The organism is Enterobacter sp. RHBSTW-00975, from assembly GCF_013615235.1.
In the GTDB taxonomy this organism is placed as follows: domain Bacteria; phylum Pseudomonadota; class Gammaproteobacteria; order Enterobacterales; family Enterobacteriaceae; genus Enterobacter; species Enterobacter ludwigii.
The window spans coordinates 1008181-1028530 of record NZ_CP055883.1 but is presented as its reverse complement, the minus strand read 5'-3'; the positions used below and the strand labels follow the sequence as shown (position 1 = coordinate 1028530).

At 52.6% G+C, this 20350-nt stretch carries 18 protein-coding genes; 9 read left to right on the top strand and 9 right to left on the bottom strand.

The features are described 5' to 3' along the window. Positions 1-19: 19 nt before the first annotated feature. On the top strand, positions 20-715 hold the full coding sequence (gene queC / locus HV340_RS04975; protein WP_014168876.1) for a 7-cyano-7-deazaguanine synthase QueC: 696 nt from the start codon (positions 20-22) through the stop codon (positions 713-715). A gap of 60 nt (positions 716-775) precedes the next feature. On the opposite strand, the gene HV340_RS04970 is transcribed toward queC, so the two are convergent. From HV340_RS04970 to bolA, 9 genes are all read right to left on the bottom strand, one after another. Then, a complete protein-coding gene (locus HV340_RS04970) occupies positions 776-1174 on the bottom strand; it encodes a YbgC/FadM family acyl-CoA thioesterase (protein ID WP_059306739.1) in 399 nt (132 codons plus the stop codon). Positions 1175-1273: 99 nt separating this feature from the next. Beyond that, complete coding sequence (locus HV340_RS04965) at positions 1274-1654, bottom strand: helix-hairpin-helix domain-containing protein (protein WP_040016787.1); 381 nt, start codon at positions 1652-1654, stop codon at positions 1274-1276. A 148-nt stretch (positions 1655-1802) separates the two neighbouring features. Beyond that, on the bottom strand, positions 1803-3674 hold the full coding sequence (gene ppiD / locus HV340_RS04960) for a peptidylprolyl isomerase (protein ID WP_025204855.1): 1872 nt from the start codon (positions 3672-3674) through the stop codon (positions 1803-1805). A gap of 212 nt (positions 3675-3886) precedes the next feature. After that, a complete protein-coding gene (gene hupB / locus HV340_RS04955; RefSeq protein ID WP_002444653.1) occupies positions 3887-4159 on the bottom strand; it encodes a nucleoid-associated protein HU-beta in 273 nt (90 codons plus the stop codon). Between the two features lie 210 nt (positions 4160-4369). Further along, entirely contained in the window at positions 4370-6724 is a 2355-nt protein-coding gene (gene lon, locus HV340_RS04950) for an endopeptidase La (RefSeq protein WP_014168872.1), read from the bottom strand. Between the two features lie 183 nt (positions 6725-6907). Beyond that, positions 6908-8182 (bottom strand): ATP-dependent protease ATP-binding subunit ClpX, encoded by a 1275-nt coding sequence (clpX, locus tag HV340_RS04945; RefSeq protein ID WP_181216343.1) that lies wholly within the window; start codon positions 8180-8182, stop codon positions 6908-6910. Positions 8183-8308: 126 nt separating this feature from the next. Then, positions 8309-8932, bottom strand: a complete 624-nt coding sequence (clpP, locus tag HV340_RS04940) for an ATP-dependent Clp endopeptidase proteolytic subunit ClpP (protein ID WP_020885210.1) — start codon at positions 8930-8932, stop codon at positions 8309-8311. Between the two features lie 260 nt (positions 8933-9192). Next, the gene (gene tig / locus HV340_RS04935; RefSeq protein WP_014168868.1) at positions 9193-10491 is read right to left on the bottom strand and encodes a trigger factor; all 1299 of its coding nucleotides are present in this window, start codon (positions 10489-10491) and stop codon (positions 9193-9195) included. A 330-nt stretch (positions 10492-10821) separates the two neighbouring features. Further along, a complete protein-coding gene (gene bolA / locus HV340_RS04930; protein ID WP_013095855.1) occupies positions 10822-11139 on the bottom strand; it encodes a transcriptional regulator BolA in 318 nt (105 codons plus the stop codon). A gap of 304 nt (positions 11140-11443) precedes the next feature. Between bolA and HV340_RS04925 the strand changes: the two genes are divergently transcribed. The 8 genes from HV340_RS04925 to HV340_RS04890 all read left to right on the top strand — a co-directional run bounded on the left by HV340_RS04925 (position 11444) and on the right by HV340_RS04890 (position 20318). Continuing rightward, positions 11444-12022, top strand: coding sequence for a lipoprotein (locus tag HV340_RS04925; RefSeq protein WP_014168866.1), 579 nt, complete (start codon positions 11444-11446; stop codon positions 12020-12022). A 46-nt stretch (positions 12023-12068) separates the two neighbouring features. Then, complete coding sequence (ampG, locus tag HV340_RS04920; RefSeq protein ID WP_025204965.1) at positions 12069-13544, top strand: muropeptide MFS transporter AmpG; 1476 nt, start codon at positions 12069-12071, stop codon at positions 13542-13544. 478 nt (positions 13545-14022) lie between these two features. Next, on the top strand, positions 14023-14970 hold the full coding sequence (gene cyoA, locus HV340_RS04915) for a cytochrome o ubiquinol oxidase subunit II (protein WP_008503322.1): 948 nt from the start codon (positions 14023-14025) through the stop codon (positions 14968-14970). A gap of 16 nt (positions 14971-14986) precedes the next feature. After that, entirely contained in the window at positions 14987-16978 is a 1992-nt protein-coding gene (cyoB, locus tag HV340_RS04910) for a cytochrome o ubiquinol oxidase subunit I (protein WP_014168864.1), read from the top strand. After that, positions 16968-17582, top strand: a complete 615-nt coding sequence (locus HV340_RS04905; protein WP_014168863.1) for a cytochrome o ubiquinol oxidase subunit III — start codon at positions 16968-16970, stop codon at positions 17580-17582. The genes cyoB and HV340_RS04905 overlap by 11 nt, the downstream gene beginning before the upstream one ends. Then, complete coding sequence (locus HV340_RS04900) at positions 17582-17908, top strand: cytochrome o ubiquinol oxidase subunit IV (RefSeq protein ID WP_006176899.1); 327 nt, start codon at positions 17582-17584, stop codon at positions 17906-17908. The genes HV340_RS04905 and HV340_RS04900 overlap by 1 nt, the downstream gene beginning before the upstream one ends. An 11-nt stretch (positions 17909-17919) precedes the next feature. Further along, complete coding sequence (gene cyoE, locus HV340_RS04895; protein ID WP_014168862.1) at positions 17920-18807, top strand: heme o synthase; 888 nt, start codon at positions 17920-17922, stop codon at positions 18805-18807. A 149-nt stretch (positions 18808-18956) separates the two neighbouring features. Next, entirely contained in the window at positions 18957-20318 is a 1362-nt protein-coding gene (locus HV340_RS04890) for an MFS transporter (protein WP_032681561.1), read from the top strand. The last annotated feature ends 32 nt before the right edge of the window (positions 20319-20350 follow it).

Below are 20350 nucleotides of genomic sequence, written 5' to 3'. Positions count from 1 at the left end.
GTAACTGTCGAGATGATTTATGAAACGTGCCGTCGTCGTGTTCAGCGGAGGACAAGATTCCACTACCTGCCTGGTTCAGGCGCTTCATCAGTACGATGAAGTTCACTGTGTCACTTTCGATTATGGTCAGCGACATCGCGCTGAAATCGACGTCGCCCGTGAACTGGCGCTGAAACTGGGCGCGCGCGCGCATAAGGTGCTGGACGTTACGCTGTTAAATGAACTGGCCGTCAGTAGCCTCACCCGCGACAGTATTCCCGTTCCTGACTATGAACCTGATGCCAGCGGCATTCCGAACACCTTTGTGCCAGGCCGCAACATTCTCTTCCTGACGCTGACGGCGATCTACGCCTACCAGGTGAAAGCCGAAGCGGTGATCACGGGCGTGTGTGAAACCGACTTCTCCGGGTACCCTGACTGCCGTGACGAGTTCGTGAAGGCTCTCAACCACGCCGTGAATCTGGGGATGGCAAAAGAGACGCGCTTTGAAACGCCACTGATGTGGCTTGATAAAGCGGAAACCTGGGCGCTGGCAGACTACTGGGGCAAACTGGACATGGTTCGCAGCGAAACCCTTACCTGCTACAACGGCATAAAAGGTGATGGTTGTGGCCAGTGTGCGGCCTGTAATCTGCGCGCAAACGGACTGAATCACTATCTGGCCGATAAAGCGGGCGTGATGTCGGCGATGAAGAAAAAAACCGGGCTCAAATAAGCCTCTTTGACCGTGCTGGCGAACAGAATATCGACAGCACGGGTCATGAACACAACGCGTCTAGACGATCATCAACTGCAGTTTTTCCCGCAACTCCCCTTCCAGCGGCAACGCTTTCTGGGTTTTCAGATCGATACAGACAAAGGTGATCAGCGCGTCGGCAACGGTCTGGCCTTCAGGATCCAGCGTCACCGCCTGGGTTAACACGCCGCTCTTGCCGTTTAACTGTTGAAGCTGGCTGGTGATGGTCAGCACATCACCCAGCACGGCCGGGCGACGGTAGTTGATATTGATGTTGACGACCACGAACGCGATGTTGTGCGCGGTCATCCACTGAAAGCTTTCGCTGCTTTCCAGACCGTCCCAGCGCGCTTCTTCAAGAAACTCAAGATAACGGGCGTTGTTGACGTGCTGGTAAACATCGATGTGGTAGCCGCGTACTTTGATTTTTGTCTGCATAGCGCAATAGCCTTTACTGTTGTTATAGGATAAGAGGTCATGACTGGTATGACCTCTTTATCCTGGCAAAATTTTGCCGCCGTGCAAGTAATTATGTGATTACAACGTCAGGTGTGAGAGGTTGCGCTCAACCAGCGCTCCGCCCATACCGGGCACTTGCTTAAGATCGTCAACCGTTTTGAAAGGACCGTACTCTTCGCGATAGCTGACTATCGCCTGCGCTTTTTTTAGCCCTACGCCATTCATTACCCGGGCGAGATCCTCTGCCGATGCCGAATTGATACTGACTCGCGTACCGTCATCATCCGCGCTTTTTCCGGCATCCGTGGCTTTCGTCTGGCCAGCTGCGGGTGCCGCTGCGTCAGACCTGGTTTGCACCGCCGGTGTTTTCGCCGCAGGTGTCGTCGCCAGCGCACCTGCGCTCATCCCGGTGGTGGCAATCGCCAGAGTAATGAACAAAGCCTTGATTCCACATTTCATGCTGTTATCTCCTTGTTTGTTGACAGCCAGGCCACAATATCCAGCGTTATAACCCGGTACAAATGGCAGATTGCAGAAATGGAAAAGGCCGCGAAAGCGGCCTTTAGTTATTGCAGAGCGTTACGAAAATATGCGAGCAGATACGTAATTATTGCTGCTGAGTCATCACGTCACCGAGCTTGATTTTGGCTTCTGTGCGCAGGTTGCTCATCATCGCTTCGAAAGCAATCTGGGCATTGTTCTGGGTAATACCCTGCACCATCGCTTTCTTCTGCTCTTCAGGCATCGTGCCTGCTTTCACATCGTCCAGCGCGAGCAGAACGACGTTACCCTGCATATCGGTAGTGGTACCGAAGCTTGGTTTGTCCTTCGCAGGCAGGCTCAGACCGAACGCTGCCTGACTGACAGGATCCTGACCGGTACGGCTCAGCGTTTTTGGCTCACCGAAGCTCAGACCTGCCGCTTTCAGCGCATCCTGTTTACCCGCTTTCAGGTCAACCAGAATCTTCTCAGCATCCAGTTTTGCCTGCTGTTCCGCTTTGTTGTGCTTAACCTGAGCAACCACCTGATCTTTCACTTCTGCCAGCGGTTTAATCGCTTCTGGTTTGTGCTCGCTGACGCGAAGAACAAACGCACGATCGCCGTCGACGGTAATGATGTCAGAGTTGCTGCCCGGCGTGCCGTTCTCGCCAACCAGACCACCGTTGAAGATGGCATCAGCAACCGGTTTGAAATTCAGCTCTTCCGGGAGGTTGTTACGACCGAACCAGCCGGTCTCAACCGCTTTCACCCCTGCAGCCTGCTCAGCACCCGCCAGAGATTCGTTGTCGTTGCTGGCAGCATCACTGACTTTCTGTTGCAGCGCGTAGTAAGCATCCAGCGCTTTTTCCTGCTTCACTTTCGCTGCGATATCATCGCGAACGTCAGCCAGCGGCTTGGTTTTCGCGGCCTCGATGTCATCCAGACGCGCCACCAGGAAACCAACGGAAGATTTAATGACACCCGAAAGCTGGCCTTTGTCTTTCAGACCGGCATTTTTTAGTTCGTCAGGCGTGGTGCTCTCTTCCAGCCAGCCCATATCACCACCGTTTTTAGCAGAGATAATATCGGTGGATTTTGCTTTCGCGAGGGAGGCGAAATCAGCGCCCTTATTCAGCTCATCCAGCACGGCTTTGGCGTCTGCCTCAGTTTTGGTCTGGATCACGCTGTAGCGGTTACGCTGCGGCTGAGTGAACTGATCCTGATGCTGATCGTAATAAGACTGAATTTCCGCGTCAGAGGCTGTTTCCTGCAGCGCGGCAGCATCCAGCTTGATGTAGCTCACACGGAACTGTTCTGGAGCAACGAAGTTATTCTTGTTCTGCTCGTAATAGGCGTTAATGTCCGCGTCGCTAACCTGCTGCTTCGCCGCCAGAGCATTCACATCGATGGTCGCTTCACGTACTACGCGCTGCTGTGCAACCAGGGCTGCTAACTCTTCCGTCTCACCTTTGAGCATGAAATCAGTGCCAACAACGGCATTGATAAGCTGTTGGGTTGTCAGTTGATTACGCAGAGCCTGAGCGTATTGATCGGCAGTCATGCCCATCTGATTAATGATGCCGTTGTAACGCGCATTGTCGAATTTGCCGTTAGACTGGAAAGCCTGAGTCGATAAGATGGCTTTTTTAACCTGCTCATCGCTGATGCCCAGGCCCAGTTTTTTCGCGTATTGATCGAGCAGCGCTTCGTCGATCAGACGGTTCAGGGTCTGTTGGCGCAGGGATTTCATATACCCTTCGTTTGCCGCGAGTTCAGAGAATTGGTCGCCCAGCTGTTGCTGCATACGGTTACGTTCACCGGCAAAAGCATTCTCGAACTGACCGCGGCTGATCTCCTGGCCATTCACTTTTGCGGCATAGTTCGCGCCACCGCCGATAAGGTAACTGCTCACGCCGGTCAATATGAACGACACGATAATGATACCGAAAATAATCTTGAGCACGAGACTGTTAGCAGCCGTGCGTAAGCTGTCCATCATGGTGTAACAACACTCCGCTGTAGGTGACTGGTTACCTGACGCTAACGGAAAATCCTGCCCGTCGCGCGTAAAGGCGTATTGTGACAAGAAAACGGTGCGATTGTCAGCCCACAACTCGCATAAACTCGCACAAATCAGGCCTGGACAAACAAAAAAGGCACATCAAATGATGCGCCCTTGTACTATTCGGCTTCCCTGAGATGGGAAAGCAATCAGTTTACTGCGTCTTTCAGCGCTTTACCTGCACGGAAACCCGGCACTTTAGCGGCAGCAATGGTGATCTCTTTACCGGTCTGAGGGTTGCGGCCAGTACGGGCAGCACGCTCTTTAACAGCAAAAGTACCGAAGCCTACCAGTGCAACGTCGTCCCCAGCCTGCAGAGATTCAGTAACAGAAGCAATTAATGCATCTAACGCACGTCCAGCTGCAGCTTTAGAAATATCAGCACCAGCAGCAATTTTGTCAATCAGTTGAGATTTATTCACTGTTCTCTTCCTCTCTTTATAATTTATATCGCGCCTGAATCCTTCACAACGCGACCGCGCAGCAGTTATATCAGGCCTGCCATGACCTTACAACACCCGTTGTTGATGGCTGGCCTAATCAGCAATCTAAATTAGCTATACAAAAAAAGGCTGGCAAGTGCGAAATGACTTACCAGCCTTACTTTTATTGACGCTCTTTGCGCGAGGTCACTATTTTGCGGTTACAACCTGCATTCCGGAAGGTTCATTCTGCAAGGCGAGAGTCAGAACTTCCTCAATTCGCTTCACAGGATGAATCTGCAGATCGGCAATCACGTTGTCCGGAATCTCTTCCAGATCGCGTTTATTTTCGTAAGGGATCAATACGGTTTTGATCCCACCACGGTGTGCCGCCAGCAGTTTTTCTTTTAACCCACCGATTGGCAGCACCTGGCCACGCAACGTGATCTCACCGGTCATGGCCACATCGGCACGCACCGGGTTGCCGGTAAGGCAGGATACCAGTGCGGTACACATGGCGATACCTGCGCTTGGGCCATCTTTCGGCGTTGCCCCTTCAGGCACGTGCACGTGGATATCGCGTTTCTCGTAGAAATCAGGGTTGATGCCCAATTTCTCCGCACGCGCGCGTACCACGGTCAGCGCGGCCTGAATCGACTCCTGCATCACTTCACCCAGAGAGCCGGTGTAGGTCAGCTTGCCTTTACCCGGGACACAGGCGGTTTCAATGGTCAGCAGATCGCCACCCACTTCCGTCCATGCCAGGCCGGTGACCTGGCCCACGCGGTTTTCATTGTCCGCGCGACCATAGTCAAAGCGCTGAACGCCCAGATAGGCATGCAGGTTGTCGCCATTGATCACGATGTGTTTCAGGCTCTTATCCAGCAGCAGCTGTTTAACCGCCTTACGGCACAGTTTAGAGATTTCGCGCTCAAGGCTACGCACGCCCGCTTCACGGGTGTAGTAGCGGATGATGCCAATAATCGCGCTGTCCTCAACGGTCAGCTCGTTGGCTTTCAGCGCGTTACGCTCAATCTGCTTCGGCAGCAGGTGCCGTTTCGCAATGTTCAGTTTTTCGTCTTCGGTATAACCGGAGAGACGAATCACTTCCATACGGTCCAGCAGCGGCGCCGGAATGTTCATGGAGTTCGAGGTCGCGACAAACATGACATCGCTCAGGTCGTAATCCACTTCGAGGTAGTGATCGCTGAACGCCACGTTCTGTTCTGGATCAAGAACTTCCAGCAAAGCAGACGCCGGATCGCCACGCATGTCCGAAGACATTTTGTCGATCTCATCGAGCAGGAACAGCGGGTTTTTAACGCCCACTTTCGCCATCTTCTGGATCAGTTTACCCGGCATAGAACCGATGTAGGTACGACGGTGACCGCGGATCTCCGCTTCATCGCGTACGCCACCCAGCGCCATACGGATATACTTACGTCCGGTCGCTTTGGCGATGGACTGACCCAGAGAGGTTTTCCCTACCCCCGGTGGTCCCACCAGGCACAGAATCGGGCCTTTGATTTTGTTCACACGGCTCTGGACTGCGAGGTACTCAAGAATGCGGTCTTTCACGCGCTCAAGGCCGTAGTGGTCGGTATCCAGGATCTCCTGCGCCTGACGCAGGTCTTTTTTGACCTTGCTGCGGGCATTCCAGGGAACCTGAACCATCCATTCGATATAGCCGCGCACGACGGTCGCTTCAGCCGACATTGGAGACATCATTTTCAGCTTCTGCAGTTCTGCTTCGGCTTTCTCTTTGGCCTCTTTCGGCATTTTCGCCGCGTCGATCTTACGCTTCAGCGCTTCGTTTTCGTCCGGCGCGTCATCCATCTCGCCGAGCTCTTTCTGAATGGCTTTCATTTGCTCATTCAGATAGTACTCACGCTGAGATTTCTCCATCTGCTTTTTAACGCGGTTACGAATACGCTTCTCAACCTGCAGCAGATCGATTTCAGATTCCATCATCGCCATCAGATATTCCAGACGTTCGTTAACGTCGGACATCTCCAGCACGGACTGTTTGTCAGCCAGCTTCAGCGGCATGTGTGCAGCGATGGTGTCCGCCAGGCGCGCAGGATCGTCGATGCTGTTCAGCGACGTCAGCACTTCTGGTGGGATTTTCTTGTTCAGCTTGATATAGCCTTCGAACTGGCTAATCGCGGTGCGCACCAGCACTTCCTGCTCGCGCTCATCCAGCTGAGGTGATTCAAGGTACTCTGCCTTGGCAGAGAAATGCTCGCCATCGTCAGACAGGGTGGTAATACGCGCACGCTGCAAGCCTTCTACCAGCACCTTAACGGTGCCGTCAGGCAGCTTCAGCATCTGCAAAATAGAGGCCACGGTCCCGACGGTGAAAAGATCGTTTACACCCGGCTCATCCGTTGATGCTTCTTTCTGCGCCACCAGCATGATTTTTTTATCATGATCCATGGCGGCTTCGAGGCAACGGATAGATTTTTCCCGCCCTACAAATAAGGGTATGACCATGTGCGGATAAACCACCACATCGCGCAACGGCAATACGGGGATTTCAATGCGTTCAGAACGCTCAGGATTCATAGAGCTCTCTCTTAGTTTAGTGTCCGCCAGGTAAACTGGTCATGTCACTGTGCTTCACATAACCATTAACATGTATCCAGTATATGGGGATGTTTCCCACACATTCAACGCCGCGTATACGGAAAAATAAAAGGGGAGATAAAATCCCCCCTTTTTGATTAACTGCTTGTATGATTTGGTGAATTATTCGCCAGATGCCTGTTGCGCTTCCGGCTTGCCATAAATCAGCAATGGCTTGGTCTGGCCGCTAATGACCGACTCATCAATCACCACTTTCTCAACATCTTCCATCGACGGCAGATCGTACATGGTGTCAAGCAGCGCCGCTTCCACGATAGAACGCAGGCCACGCGCACCGGTTTTACGGATCATCGCTTTCTTGGCAATCGCGTCCAGCGCTTCGTCACGGAATTCCAGCTCAACGCCTTCCAGATTGAACAGCGCCTGATACTGCTTGGTCAGCGCATTTTTCGGCTCTTTCAGGATCTGGATCAGCGCGTCTTCACTCAGTTCGTTCAGCGTTGCCACAACAGGCAGACGGCCAATGAACTCAGGAATCAGACCATACTTGATCAAGTCTTCTGGCTCAACCTGTGACAGCAGCTCGCCTTCGTTCGGCTTTTCGGACGAGGCTTTCACCGTCGCGCCAAAACCAATGCCGGAGCCGGTTTCAACACGGTGAGAGATCACTTTATCCAGACCGGCAAACGCACCACCACAGATGAACAGGATCTTGGACGTATCAACCTGCAGGAACTCCTGCTGAGGATGTTTACGGCCACCCTGCGGTGGAACGGCTGCAACCGTACCTTCGATCAGCTTCAGCAACGCCTGCTGCACGCCCTCACCCGATACGTCACGGGTAATGGACGGGTTGTCAGATTTACGGGAGATCTTGTCGATCTCATCGATGTAAACAATCCCGCGCTGCGCTTTCTGTACATCGTAATCGCATTTCTGCAGCAGTTTCTGGATGATGTTTTCTACGTCCTCACCCACATAACCGGCTTCGGTCAGGGTGGTGGCATCGGCCATTGTGAACGGAACATCCAGCAGACGCGCCAGCGTTTCAGCCAGCAGCGTTTTACCGGAGCCGGTTGGGCCGATCAGCAGAATATTACTTTTACCCAGTTCTACGCCATTGCTGGTATCACCGTTACGCAGGCGTTTGTAGTGGTTGTATACCGCCACGGCGAGCACTTTTTTCGCCTGCTCCTGACCGATGACATAGTCGTCAAGATGATGACGAATTTCATGCGGCGTTGGCAGCGCGCTGCGCTCGCGGTGAGGTGCTACTTCTTTAATCTCTTCGCGAATAATGTCGTTACATAAGTCAACACATTCGTCGCAGATATACACGGACGGCCCGGCAATCAGTTTACGCACTTCATGCTGGCTTTTGCCGCAAAAAGAGCAGTACAGCAGTTTGCCCGAACCATCTTTGCGTTTATCTGTCATGAGTCCAAACCTCTTTTTAAGTTCTTTGTGCCGCACATGACGACGCAAATGCCATTTTCAGACGCAAGCTGCTTTTAGCAACATGCCGCCCTACCTGAGTATAGCGGCACACTCGCGTCACGGGCATCAATTACGATGGGTCAAAACGGAGTCGACTAAGCCGTACTCAACAGCCTCAGAGGCAGAGAGGAAACGATCGCGCTCGGTATCGCGCTCGATCTGCTCAAGAGATTGACCCGTATGCTGCGCCATAAGTTCATTCATGCGCGCTTTTACTTTCAGAATTTCGCGGGCGTGGATTTCAATATCCGTCGCCTGCCCCTGATAACCCCCCAGCGGCTGGTGAATCATCACGCGGGAATTTGGCAGGCAGAAACGCTTACCTTTAGCCCCTGCGGTTAACAGGAACGCACCCATAGATGCAGCCTGACCCATACAGATAGTGCTGACATCTGGCTTGATGAATTGCATGGTGTCATAAATGGACATACCTGCCGTGATCACGCCGCCCGGGGAGTTAATGTACAGGTAAATGTCTTTTTCCGGGTTTTCCGCTTCCAGAAACAGCATCTGCGCCACGATCAGGTTAGCCATGTGGTCTTCCACCTGGCCGGTCAAAAAGATAACGCGCTCCTTGAGCAGACGGGAATAGATATCAAAAGAACGCTCACCACGTGAGGTCTGTTCAATAACCATTGGCACCAGAGCCATATGGGGTGCAAAGTTATCTCGTTCGCCACTGTATGACATTTCCGTCTCCTGGATCAAAATTGAAAACACCTGCTGTACTGATTGTAACCTTACGGACGGATTATCAGCCAGTCTCAATCATCGTGATTACACACTTATGGGGTTCATACTGCCCTATTTCAAGCATAACAACCTTTTGTTGTTACGCTAACACTGAAAGGGCGTTTTAGCACTCTTCCTGGGGTAAAGCCGTGATAAAAAAAACCCGTCGCCGGAAGGCAACGGGTTTTTTGTTCAAACTTTAAACCCTGGGGGCGAAATTACGCCTGCTGGTTCATCAGTTCGTTGAAAGAGGTCGCTTTTTCGGTCACTTTCGCTTTCGCCAGTACCGCTTCAACAGCCTGCTCTTCCAGTGCAACATTGCGCATGTTGTCCATCAGCTCTTTGTTCTTACCGTAGAACTCGATCACTTCTGATGGATCTTCGTATGCAGAAGCCATCTCTTCGATCAGGCCTTTCACACGCTCTTCGTCAGCTTTCAGCTCGTGGGTACGAATCACTTCGCCCAGCAGCAGGCCAACAACAACGCGGCGTTTAGCTTGCTCTTCGAACAGCTCGCGTGGCAGTTCCATCGCTTGCTGCTGGTTGCCACCGAAACGCTGTGCAGCCTGACGGCGCAGAACGTCGATTTCGCTGTCAATCAGGGCAGCCGGAACGTCGATTTCGTTCGCTTTTACCAGACCGTCAATCGCCTGAGATTTCACACGGTTACGTACAGCGCCGTTCAGCTCACGTTCCATGTTTTTACGCACTTCGGTACGCAGACCGGCTACAGAACCATCTTCCACGCCGAAACGCTTGATGAATTCTTCAGTCAGTTCAGGCAGTTCGCGCTCTTCAACTTTCTTCAGGTTGATAACGAACTTCGCTGCTTTACCTTTCAGGTTTTCAGCGTGGTACTCTTCCGGGAAGGTCACGTCGATGGTGAACTCTTCGCCCGCTTTGTGACCTTTGATACCGTCTTCGAAGCCTGGGATCATACGACCCTGGCCCATTGCCAGTACGAAGTCAGACGCTTTACCGCCTTCGAACTCTTCGCCGTCTACAGAACCGGTGAAGTCGATGGTCACACGGTCTTCCGCGTCAACAGCACCTTCTTTCTCTTTCCAGTTCGCCTGCTGCTTACGCAGAGTGTCCAGCATGCCGTCAACGTCTTCGTCAGTCACGGAAACAACAGGTTTTTCAACTTCGATAGATTCCAGACCTTTCAGCTCAACTTCCGGGTACACTTCGAACTCTACGGAGTAGGTGAAGTCTTCGCCCTGTTTGTATTCGCCTGGAACGTAATTCGGCGCACCGGCCGGATTAATTTTTTCTTTGATGATCGCATCAATAAAGTTGCGGCTCATCAGTTCACCCAGCACATCCTGACGCACGGAAGCGCCATAACGCTGAGCAACAACATTCATCGGTACTTTGCCCTTACGGAAGCCGTCAATACGTACTTTTTTTGCTACGTTGACCAGCTCGCTTTTCACAGCAGTTTCGATGCTGTCAGCAGCGATAGTAATCGTTACACGGCGGCCAAGGCCTTGAGTGGTTTCAACTGAAACTTGCATCTTGTTACCTCAAAAAAATCACAGTGCTCGGTCAACTCTGAATCTGTCTGTTATACCGGGATGCTCTCTTAGTGCAGATTCACATTCCCTGTCGCCAGAATCATCCCGAAGACATTCATTAAGACGCGGCATTATAGCGGCATCACTTAGGTGAGTCGAGAACGGTTGGGGCATGTTGCTGCGGCTTTTTTCACACTTTAAGGCTATTTTTAGCCTTAAAAACGCACCATCCGCTCAAAACTCAGACAAAACAAAACGGCCCGGAGGCCGTTTTGAGGAAATCTGTATGCAACATACTGGAAAAGCTCCAGCCGTTGCAAATCCGATTTATCAGGCGATGGTGCCTGCGCCGCGACACGGCGGCGATGCAAATACCGTATCCTGCAAGCCTTCCCATTCCTTAATGGTATAGGTGTGCAATGCCAGCGCATGTACGGTTGTGGAGAGTTCTTCCGTCAAGGTGCTGTAGATCAAGCGATGTCGGTTCAGGAAACGTTCTCCCGTGAAGCGATCGCTGACCAGAACCACTTTAAAGTGGCTTTCAGAACCTGCCGGCACGTTATGACGATAGCTTTCGTCGACGACTTCGAGGAACACAGGGTTGAACGCTGCCCTTAATTTATCTTCTATCTGTTCACGTATCATCATGAAATCACTCCTCCGACAACGCCAGGATGTCACCCATCCCTTTAAATATTAGCCGCTTTTACCGTTTCCATTACAACAAGACAACAAATATTTAGCTTTCGTCTTATTTTCTCATTCAGACGAATGAAGTTCACTGTGAGACTCATACCTTTTGACCTTCGCGCGTGGAGAAAAAGGCGGGGGTGGTCAGTTTTCGGACAAGGCGATGAATTTACATGCGTTGACCACTTCCCCTGGCCGTTAGCGATGTTATGATGGCGGCAATTTTTCTCTGTAATGCTTACGATTCGTTGAGAACCTGAAAATGTTAAAAAAACTCTTCTTTCCGTTGGTAGCACTTTTTATGCTGGCAGGCTGCGCTACCCCGCCTACAACCATTGATGTCTCCCCTAAGATTACCCTGCCTCAGCAGGATCCTAGCCTGATGGGCGTAACCGTGAGCATTAACGGTGCCGATCAGCGTCAGGATCAAGCCCTGGCTAAAGTGACCCGCGACAACCAGCAGGTGACGTTGACCGCCTCACGCGACCTGCGCTTCCTGCTGCAGGAAGTGCTCGAGAAACAGATGACTTCCCGCGGCTATATGATTGGCCCAAGCGGTGCGGTTGATCTGCAGATCATCGTGAACAACCTGTACGCTGACGTGTCCCAGGGTAACGTTCGCTACAACATCTCCACCAAAGCGGATATCGCCATCATCGCGACCGCGAAGAACGGCAACAAGATGACCAAAAACTACCGTGCGAGCTACTCTGTTGAAGGCGCGTTCCAGGCGTCCAACAAAAATATTGCTAACGCGGTTAACAGCGTGCTGACTGACACCATTTCCGATATGGCGCAGGACACCAGCATCCACGACTTCATCAAGCAAAACGCGCGTTAATCCCGCTTCCTGACCCGGTGTTTCACCGGGTCAGCTTTATATGAACATGTCGAGTCATTACTTACGCATTTTCCAGCAACCTAAATCAGCCATCCTGCTGATCCTTGGTTTCGCCTCCGGTTTACCTCTCGCCCTCACCTCCGGCACGCTGCAGGCCTGGATGACCGTCGAGAATATCGATCTCAAAACCATTGGTTTCTTCTCCCTCGTCGGCCAGGCTTACGTCTTTAAGTTCCTGTGGTCGCCGGTGATGGACCGTTATACCCCGCCGTTCCTGGGCCGTCGTCGCGGCTGGTTAGTGATGACCCAGGTCCTGTTACTGATCGCAATCGCGGCGATGGGCTTTCTTGAACCCACGACGCAGCTTCGCTGGATGGCCGCCCTTGCGGTGGTAATCGCCTTCTGTTCTGCCTCGCAGGATATCGTTTTTGATGCCTGGAAGACGGACGTGTTGCCTGCAGAAGAGCGGGGAGCCGGCGCGGCCATTAGCGTGCTGGGCTATCGTCTGGGGATGCTGGTATCCGGTGGTCTGGCGCTGTGGGTGGCCGACCGTTATCTCGGCTGGCAGGGCATGTACTGGCTGATGGCCGCCCTGTTGATCCCCTGTATTATTGCTACCCTGCTCGCCCCCGAACCGAGCGATGTGATCCCGGTTCCACGTTCTCTGGAGCAGGCCGTTGCCGAACCTCTTCGCGACTTCTTTGGCCGCAACAACGCCTGGCTTATCCTGCTGTTAATCGTCCTTTATAAGCTCGGCGATGCCTTCGCGATGAGCCTGACCACCACCTTCCTTATTCGCGGGGTCGGGTTTGATGCCGGCGAAGTCGGCGTAGTGAACAAAACGCTCGGGTTGTTTGCGACTATTGTCGGGGCCCTGTACGGCGGCGTATTAATGCAGCGTCTGACGCTCTTTCGCGCACTGCTGATCTTCGGCATCCTGCAGGGGGCATCGAACGCCGGTTACTGGCTGCTGTCGGTGACGGATAAGCATATGATCAGCATGGGCGCCGCGGTGTTTTTTGAAAACCTGTGCGGCGGTATGGGGACAGCGGCGTTTGTTGCCCTGCTGATGACCCTGTGCAACAAATCGTTTTCCGCGACGCAGTTCGCTCTGCTCTCGGCGCTTTCCGCCGTTGGTCGCGTGTATGTCGGGCCGATTGCCGGCTGGTTTGTTGAAGCCCATGGCTGGCCAACGTTCTACCTCTTCTCCGTGGTAGCGGCAGTGCCTGGGCTCTTATTGTTACTGGTCTGTCGCCAGACGCTGGAATATACCCAGCGAACAGAACACTTTATGCCACGCACGGAATATCATCGCGCTTACCGTTTTGCGTTACGACTGTTAATGGCGGGTTGCTTTGCCCTGGTGCTGTGGCTCGTGGTGCTCATTATTAATGCCACCACCTCTCTGGTACTGCCTCTCGAAGCGCTTCTGCTGGATGCCGGCGCGCTGCTGGCGGTTGCCGGGATCCTGACTGGCGGGCTGCTCGATTTCATGGCGCTGCGTAAAACGCAGTTAACCTGAAGTAAAATCCGAAAGGTTATTTCCCGTTGTAATCACGACCCGAAATTATAACGGTGAAATAGCCGCCAGCCGCTAAAAAAATATTTGTTGTTTTGTGCGGGATAGGATTCGGAAATTACTGGAGTCAATTGCAGAACGCTATTTTTCATTAAACGATTCAGCATCAGAGAGTTTGATTTTTCGTTTTTTAGTTGTCTTTTTATTGATAATTAATTGTTAATTTTTTGTTTATTTTTCACAATGGTTATACCAATTGCCCCTTTTAGGGTATGCTTGGGGGTCCTTTCGTTATAAAGCCCATGCCATGCGGCTTACGTCTTAAAAAGCGACATAATTTGCAACACTTGTGACATGTGCGGCAGAACCCGGTAACACCTTCCTGACACAGGTCTAATGATGTTTACAGTAATGTAACCTTCCCGTAAAATGCCCCCACACTTTAAACGCCACCAGACTCCCGTGGAATTGAGGTCGTTAAATGAGACTCAGGAAATACAATAAAAGTTTGGGATGGTTGTCATTATTCGCAGGCACTGTATTACTCAGTGGCTGCGATTCTGCACTACTTGACCCCAAAGGACAGATTGGACTGGAACAACGTTCACTGATATTGACGGCTTTTGGCCTGATGTTGATTGTGGTTATTCCAGCCATTTTGATGGCTGTTGGTTTCGCCTGGAAGTATCGTGCGAGCAATAAAGATGCGAAGTATAGCCCTAACTGGTCACACTCCAATAAAGTGGAAGCTGTGGTCTGGACGGTACCTATCCTGATCATCCTGTTCCTTGCCGTACTGACATGGAAAACCACTCACGCACTTGAGCCAAGCAAGCCGCTGGTTCACGATGAAAAACCGATTACCATTGAAGTGGTCTCCATGGACTGGAAATGGTTCTTCATCTATCCGGAACAGGGCATTGCCACCGTGAATGAAATCGCCTTCCCGGCGAACACTCCGGTTCAGTTCAAAGTGACCTCCAACTCCGTAATGAACTCCTTCTTCATCCCACGTCTGGGTAGCCAGATTTACGCGATGGCCGGTATGCAGACTAACCTGCACCTGATCGCGAATGAAGCAGGCACCTACGATGGTATCTCCGCCAGCTATAGCGGCCCGGGCTTCTCAGGTATGAAGTTCAAAGCTATCGCGACGCCAGACCGTGCCGCTTTCGACCAGTGGGTTGAAAAAGCGAAGCAGTCTCCAAACACCATGTCTGACATGGCGGCGTTCGAAAAAGTGGCAGCACCTAGCGAATATAACAAGGTGGAGTACTTCTCTAACGTGAAACCAGATTTGTTCAAAGACGTTATTGGCAAATTTATGGATCACGGCAAGAGCATGGACATGACCCAGCCTGAAGGTGAGCATAGCGCACACGAAGGTATGGAAGGCATGGACATGAGCCACGCGGAAACCGCTCACTAAGGGGCCGAGGAAGAAAATGTTCGGAAAATTGACACTGGATGCAGTGCCCTACCATGAACCCATTATCGTGGTTACGGTTGCTGCAATTATCATCGGTGGCGCAGCCTTACTGGCCTTGATCACTTACTTCGGTAAGTGGAGCTACCTGTGGAACGAGTGGCTGACTTCGGTTGACCACAAAAAATTGGGTATCATGTACTGCATCGTCGGTATCGTCATGTTAATTCGTGGCTTTGCGGATGCGATCATGATGCGTAGCCAGCAGGCACTCGCGTCTGCGGGTGAAGCCGGCTTCCTGCCGCCGCATCACTACGACCAGATCTTTACCGCCCACGGAGTTATCATGATCTTCTTCGTGGCGATGCCGCTGGTTATCGGTCTGATGAACGTTGTCGTTCCGCTGCAAATCGGCGCGCGCGACGTAGCGTTCCCGTTCCTGAACAACCTGAGCTTCTGGTTCACGGTTGTCGGCGTTATCCTGGTTAACCTGTCACTGGGTGTGGGCGAATTTGCTCAGACCGGCTGGCTGGCTTACCCGCCGCTTTCGGGAATTGAGTACAGTCCGGGCGTTGGCGTCGATTACTGGATTTGGGCACTTCAGCTCTCCGGTGTCGGTACAACCCTGACCGGTATCAACTTCTTCGTGACCATTATCAAGATGCGTGCCCCTGGCATGACCATGTTCAAGATGCCGGTATTTACCTGGGCATCTCTGTGCGCCAACATCCTGATTATTGCATCATTCCCAATTCTGACCGTCACCATCGCGCTGCTGACCCTGGACCGCTACCTGGGCACCCATTTCTTTACCAACGATATGGGTGGCAACATGATGATGTACATCAACCTGATTTGGGCCTGGGGTCACCCGGAAGTGTACATCCTGGTTCTGCCGGTCTTCGGTGTGTTCTCCGAAATCGCAGCAACCTTCTCGCGTAAACGTCTGTTTGGTTACACCTCTCTGGTGTGGGCAACCGTGTGTATTACCGTTCTGTCGTTCATCGTTTGGCTGCACCACTTCTTCACCATGGGTGCTGGCGCGAACGTAAACGCCTTCTTCGGTATTACAACCATGATTATCGCAATCCCTACCGGGGTTAAGATCTTCAACTGGCTGTTCACCATGTACCAGGGCCGTATCGTGTTCCACTCAGCAATGCTGTGGACTATCGGCTTCATCGTCACCTTCTCCGTGGGTGGGATGACCGGTGTACTGCTGGCGGTACCGGGTGCTGACTTCGTTCTGCACAACAGTCTGTTCCTGATTGCGCACTTCCATAACGTTATCATCGGTGGTGTGGTCTTCGGCTGCTTCGCTGGCGTAACCTACTGGTGGCCAAAAGCGTTCGGTTTCACCCTGAACGAAAAATGGGGTAAACGCGCATTCTGGTTCTGGATCATCGGCTTCTTCGTTGCATTTATGCCGCTGTACGTGCTGGGCTTCATGGGTATGACTCGTCGTCTGAGCCAGCAGATTGATCCACAGTTCCACCCAATGCTGATGGTTGCAGCGGGCGGTGCCGTGCTGATTGCTTGTGGTATCGCGTCTCAGCTGATTCAGTTCTACGTTTCTATTCGCGACCGCGATCAGAACCGTGACCTGACCGGTGACCCATGGGGTGGCCGTACGCTGGAGTGGGCAACCTCTTCTCCACCACCGTTCTATAACTTCGCCATTGTGCCGCAGGTCCATGAACGCGACGCATTCTGGGAAATGAAAGAAAAAGGTGAAGCGTACAAGCAACCTGCTCATTACGAAGAGATCCACATGCCGAAAAACAGCGGTGCGGGCATTGTTATTGCCGCCTTCGCAACGGTATTTGGCTTCGCAATGATCTGGCACATCTGGTGGATGGCGATTGTTGGCTTCGCCGGCATCGTAATCAGCTGGATTGTGAAGAGCTTTGACGAGGACGTAGACTACTACGTACCAGTCCGTGAAGTCGAAAAACTGGAAAACCAGCATTTCGATGAGATTTCTAAAGCGGGGCTGAAAAATGGCAACTGATACTTTGGCGCACTCTACTGCCCACGCGCATGAACATGCGCACCACGATACAGGACCGACGAAAGTCTTCGGTTTCTGGATCTACCTGATGAGCGACTGCATTCTGTTCTGCTGTCTGTTCGCAACGTATGCCGTTCTGGTGAACGGCACTGCGGGCGGCCCGGCTGGCAAGGACATCTTTGAACTGCCGTTCGTTCTGGTAGAAACCGCGCTGCTGCTGTTCAGCTCCATCACCTACGGCATGGCGGCTATCGCCATGTACAAAAACAACAAGAGCCAGGTTGTCTCCTGGCTGGCGTTGACCTGGCTGTTTGGTGCTGGCTTTATCGGGATGGAAATCTATGAATTCCATCACCTGATTATGGAAGGCTTCGGGCCGGATCGTAGTGGCTTCCTGTCTGCGTTCTTCGCACTGGTCGGGACCCACGGTCTGCACGTAACGTCTGGTCTGATCTGGATGGCAGTACTGATGTTCCAGATCTCCCGTCGTGGCCTGACCAGCACTAACCGCACGCGTATCCTGTGCCTGAGCCTGTTCTGGCACTTCCTGGACGTTGTGTGGATCTGTGTGTTCTCTGTTGTATATCTGATGGGGGCGATGTAATGAGTCATTCAAACGATCATGGCGCTTCCCACGGTAGCGTAAAAACCTATATGACAGGTTTCATCCTGTCGATCATTCTGACGGTGATCCCGTTCTGGATGGTGATGAGCGGTTCTGCGTCTAAGCCGGTTATTCTGGGTGCAATCCTGGTAACCGCGGTGATTCAGATTCTGGTGCATCTGGTTTGCTTCCTGCACATGAACACCAAGTCCGATGAAGGCTGGAACATGACGGCTTTCATCTTTACCGTGATTATCATCGCTATCCTGGTAGTCGGTTCCATCTGGATTATGTGGAACCTTAACTACAACATGATGGTTCACTAAGAGCGGCGAGTATGTTTAAGCAATACCTGCAAGTCACGAAACCAGGCATCATCTTTGGCAACCTGATCTCCGTAATTGGGGGGTTCCTGCTGGCCTCTAAAGGCAGCATCGATTACACCCTCTTTATCGCTACGCTGGTCGGTGTGTCGCTGGTTGTTGCATCCGGTTGTGTATTTAACAACTACATCGACATGGATATCGACAAGAAGATGGAAAGGACTAAAAATCGGGTGCTGGTTAAAGGCCTGATCGCCCCTTCCGTCTCGCTGGTGTACGCCACCTTGCTGGGTATTGCTGGCTTTATGCTGCTGTGGTTTGGCGCTAACCCTCTGGCCTGTTGGCTGGGGGTGATGGGGTTCGTCGTCTATGTGGGCGTTTACAGCCTGTATATGAAACGCCACTCCGTCTACGGAACGCTGATTGGTTCTCTCTCCGGCGCTGCGCCGCCGGTGATTGGCTACTGCGCCGTCACGAACGAGTTCGACAGCGGTGCGCTGATCCTGCTGGCTATCTTTAGCCTGTGGCAGATGCCGCACTCCTATGCCATCGCGATTTTCCGCTTTAAGGATTATCAGGCAGCGAACATCCCGGTTCTGCCGGTCGTGAAGGGCATTTCCGTGGCTAAAAACCACATCACGCTGTACATCATCGCCTTTGCCGTGGCAACGCTGATGCTCTCTCTGGGCGGTTACGCCGGGTACAAATACCTGGCGGTAGCGGCTGCGGTGAGCGTCTGGTGGCTCGGCATGGCCCTGCGCGGCTACAAAGTGGAAGATGACAAGGTCTGGGCACGTAAGCTGTTCGTGTTCTCCATTGTCGCTATCACTTCGCTGTCGGTGATGATGTCTGTGGATTTCATGGTGCCTGATTCACACAACCTGCTGACTTACGTCTGGTAAGTCACACCAGGTGAATAAAAGGGTGCTTCGGCACCCTTTTTTATTCATCGAATCCATTAATAACGCATGTAATATTTGTTAAATAACCCTTTATTTACCCCGCCCCTTCCCCGCACTACACTATGGCCTGCTTTTGAATTGAGGTGGTAATGAACGATTATAAAATGACGCCAGGCGAATTGCGCGCGACCTGGGGTTTAGGGACTGTTTTCTCGCTACGGATGCTTGGCATGTTTATGGTCCTGCCTGTTCTGACCACGTACGGCATGGCGCTACAGGGTGCCAGCGAAGCGCTGATTGGCCTGGCGATTGGCATCTACGGTCTGGCTCAGGCGGTATTTCAGATCCCGTTTGGTCTGCTCTCGGATCGGGTAGGTCGCAAACCGCTGATTGTCGGCGGCCTGCTTATTTTTGTGCTCGGCAGCGTGATAGCCGCCCTCTCCCACTCCATCTGGGGAATTATTCTTGGTCGCGCCCTGCAGGGCTCTGGTGCGATTGCCGCCGCCGTGATGGCGCTGCTGTCAGACTTAACGCGTGAGCAGAATCGCACCAAAGCGATGGCGTTTATCGGCGTGAGCTTTGGCGTCACTTTCGCGATTGCGATGGTGCTCGGGCCTATCATCACCCATAAACTCGGTCTGCATGCCCTGTTCTGGATGATTGCCGTGCTGGCGACCGTCGGTATTGCGCTGACCCTTTGGGTAGTGCCGGACAGCAAAAACCACGTCCTTAACCGTGAATCCGGGATGGTGAAAGGCTGCTTCAGCAAAGTGCTGGTGGAACCGCGCCTGCTTAAACTTAACTTCGGCATCATGTGTCTGCACATCCTGCTGATGTCGACCTTTGTCGCCCTTCCCGGTCAGCTTGCCGCCGCGGGCTTCCCTGCCGCGGAGCACTGGAAAATCTATCTGGTGACCATGCTGATTTCGTTCGTTTCGGTCGTGCCGTTCATCATCTACGCCGAAGTGAAACGCAAGATGAAGCGCGTCTTCATTGGCTGCGTGGCGGTGCTGCTGATTGCCGAGATTGTGCTCTGGGGATCCGGCCCGCACTTCTGGGAACTGGTGGCCGGCGTGCAGCTCTTCTTCCTGGCCTTTAACCTGATGGAAGCCCTGCTGCCATCGCTGATTAGCAAGGAGTCCCCGGCCGGCTATAAAGGCACAGCAATGGGGATCTACTCCACCAGCCAGTTTATCGGCGTGGCTATCGGGGGCTCGCTCGGCGGCTGGGTGGACGGCCTGTTTGATTCGCAAACCGTGTTCCTCGCGGGCGCACTGCTGGCGATGGTCTGGCTGCTGGTCGCAAGCAGCATGAAAGAGCCGCGCTACGTCAGCAGTCTGCGGGTCGAAATTCCTGAGGATGTTGAGATTACCGACGCGCTAAAACAGCGTCTTGAAGCAACGGAGGGGGTAAGTGAAGTGCTTATTGCCCCACAAGAGCGCAGCGCTTACGTCAAAATAGACAGTAAAGTGACTAACCGCTTCGAAATCGAGCAGGCTCTCAAAGCCTGAAAAAATGCCCGGTAAAACCGGGCATTTTTGTC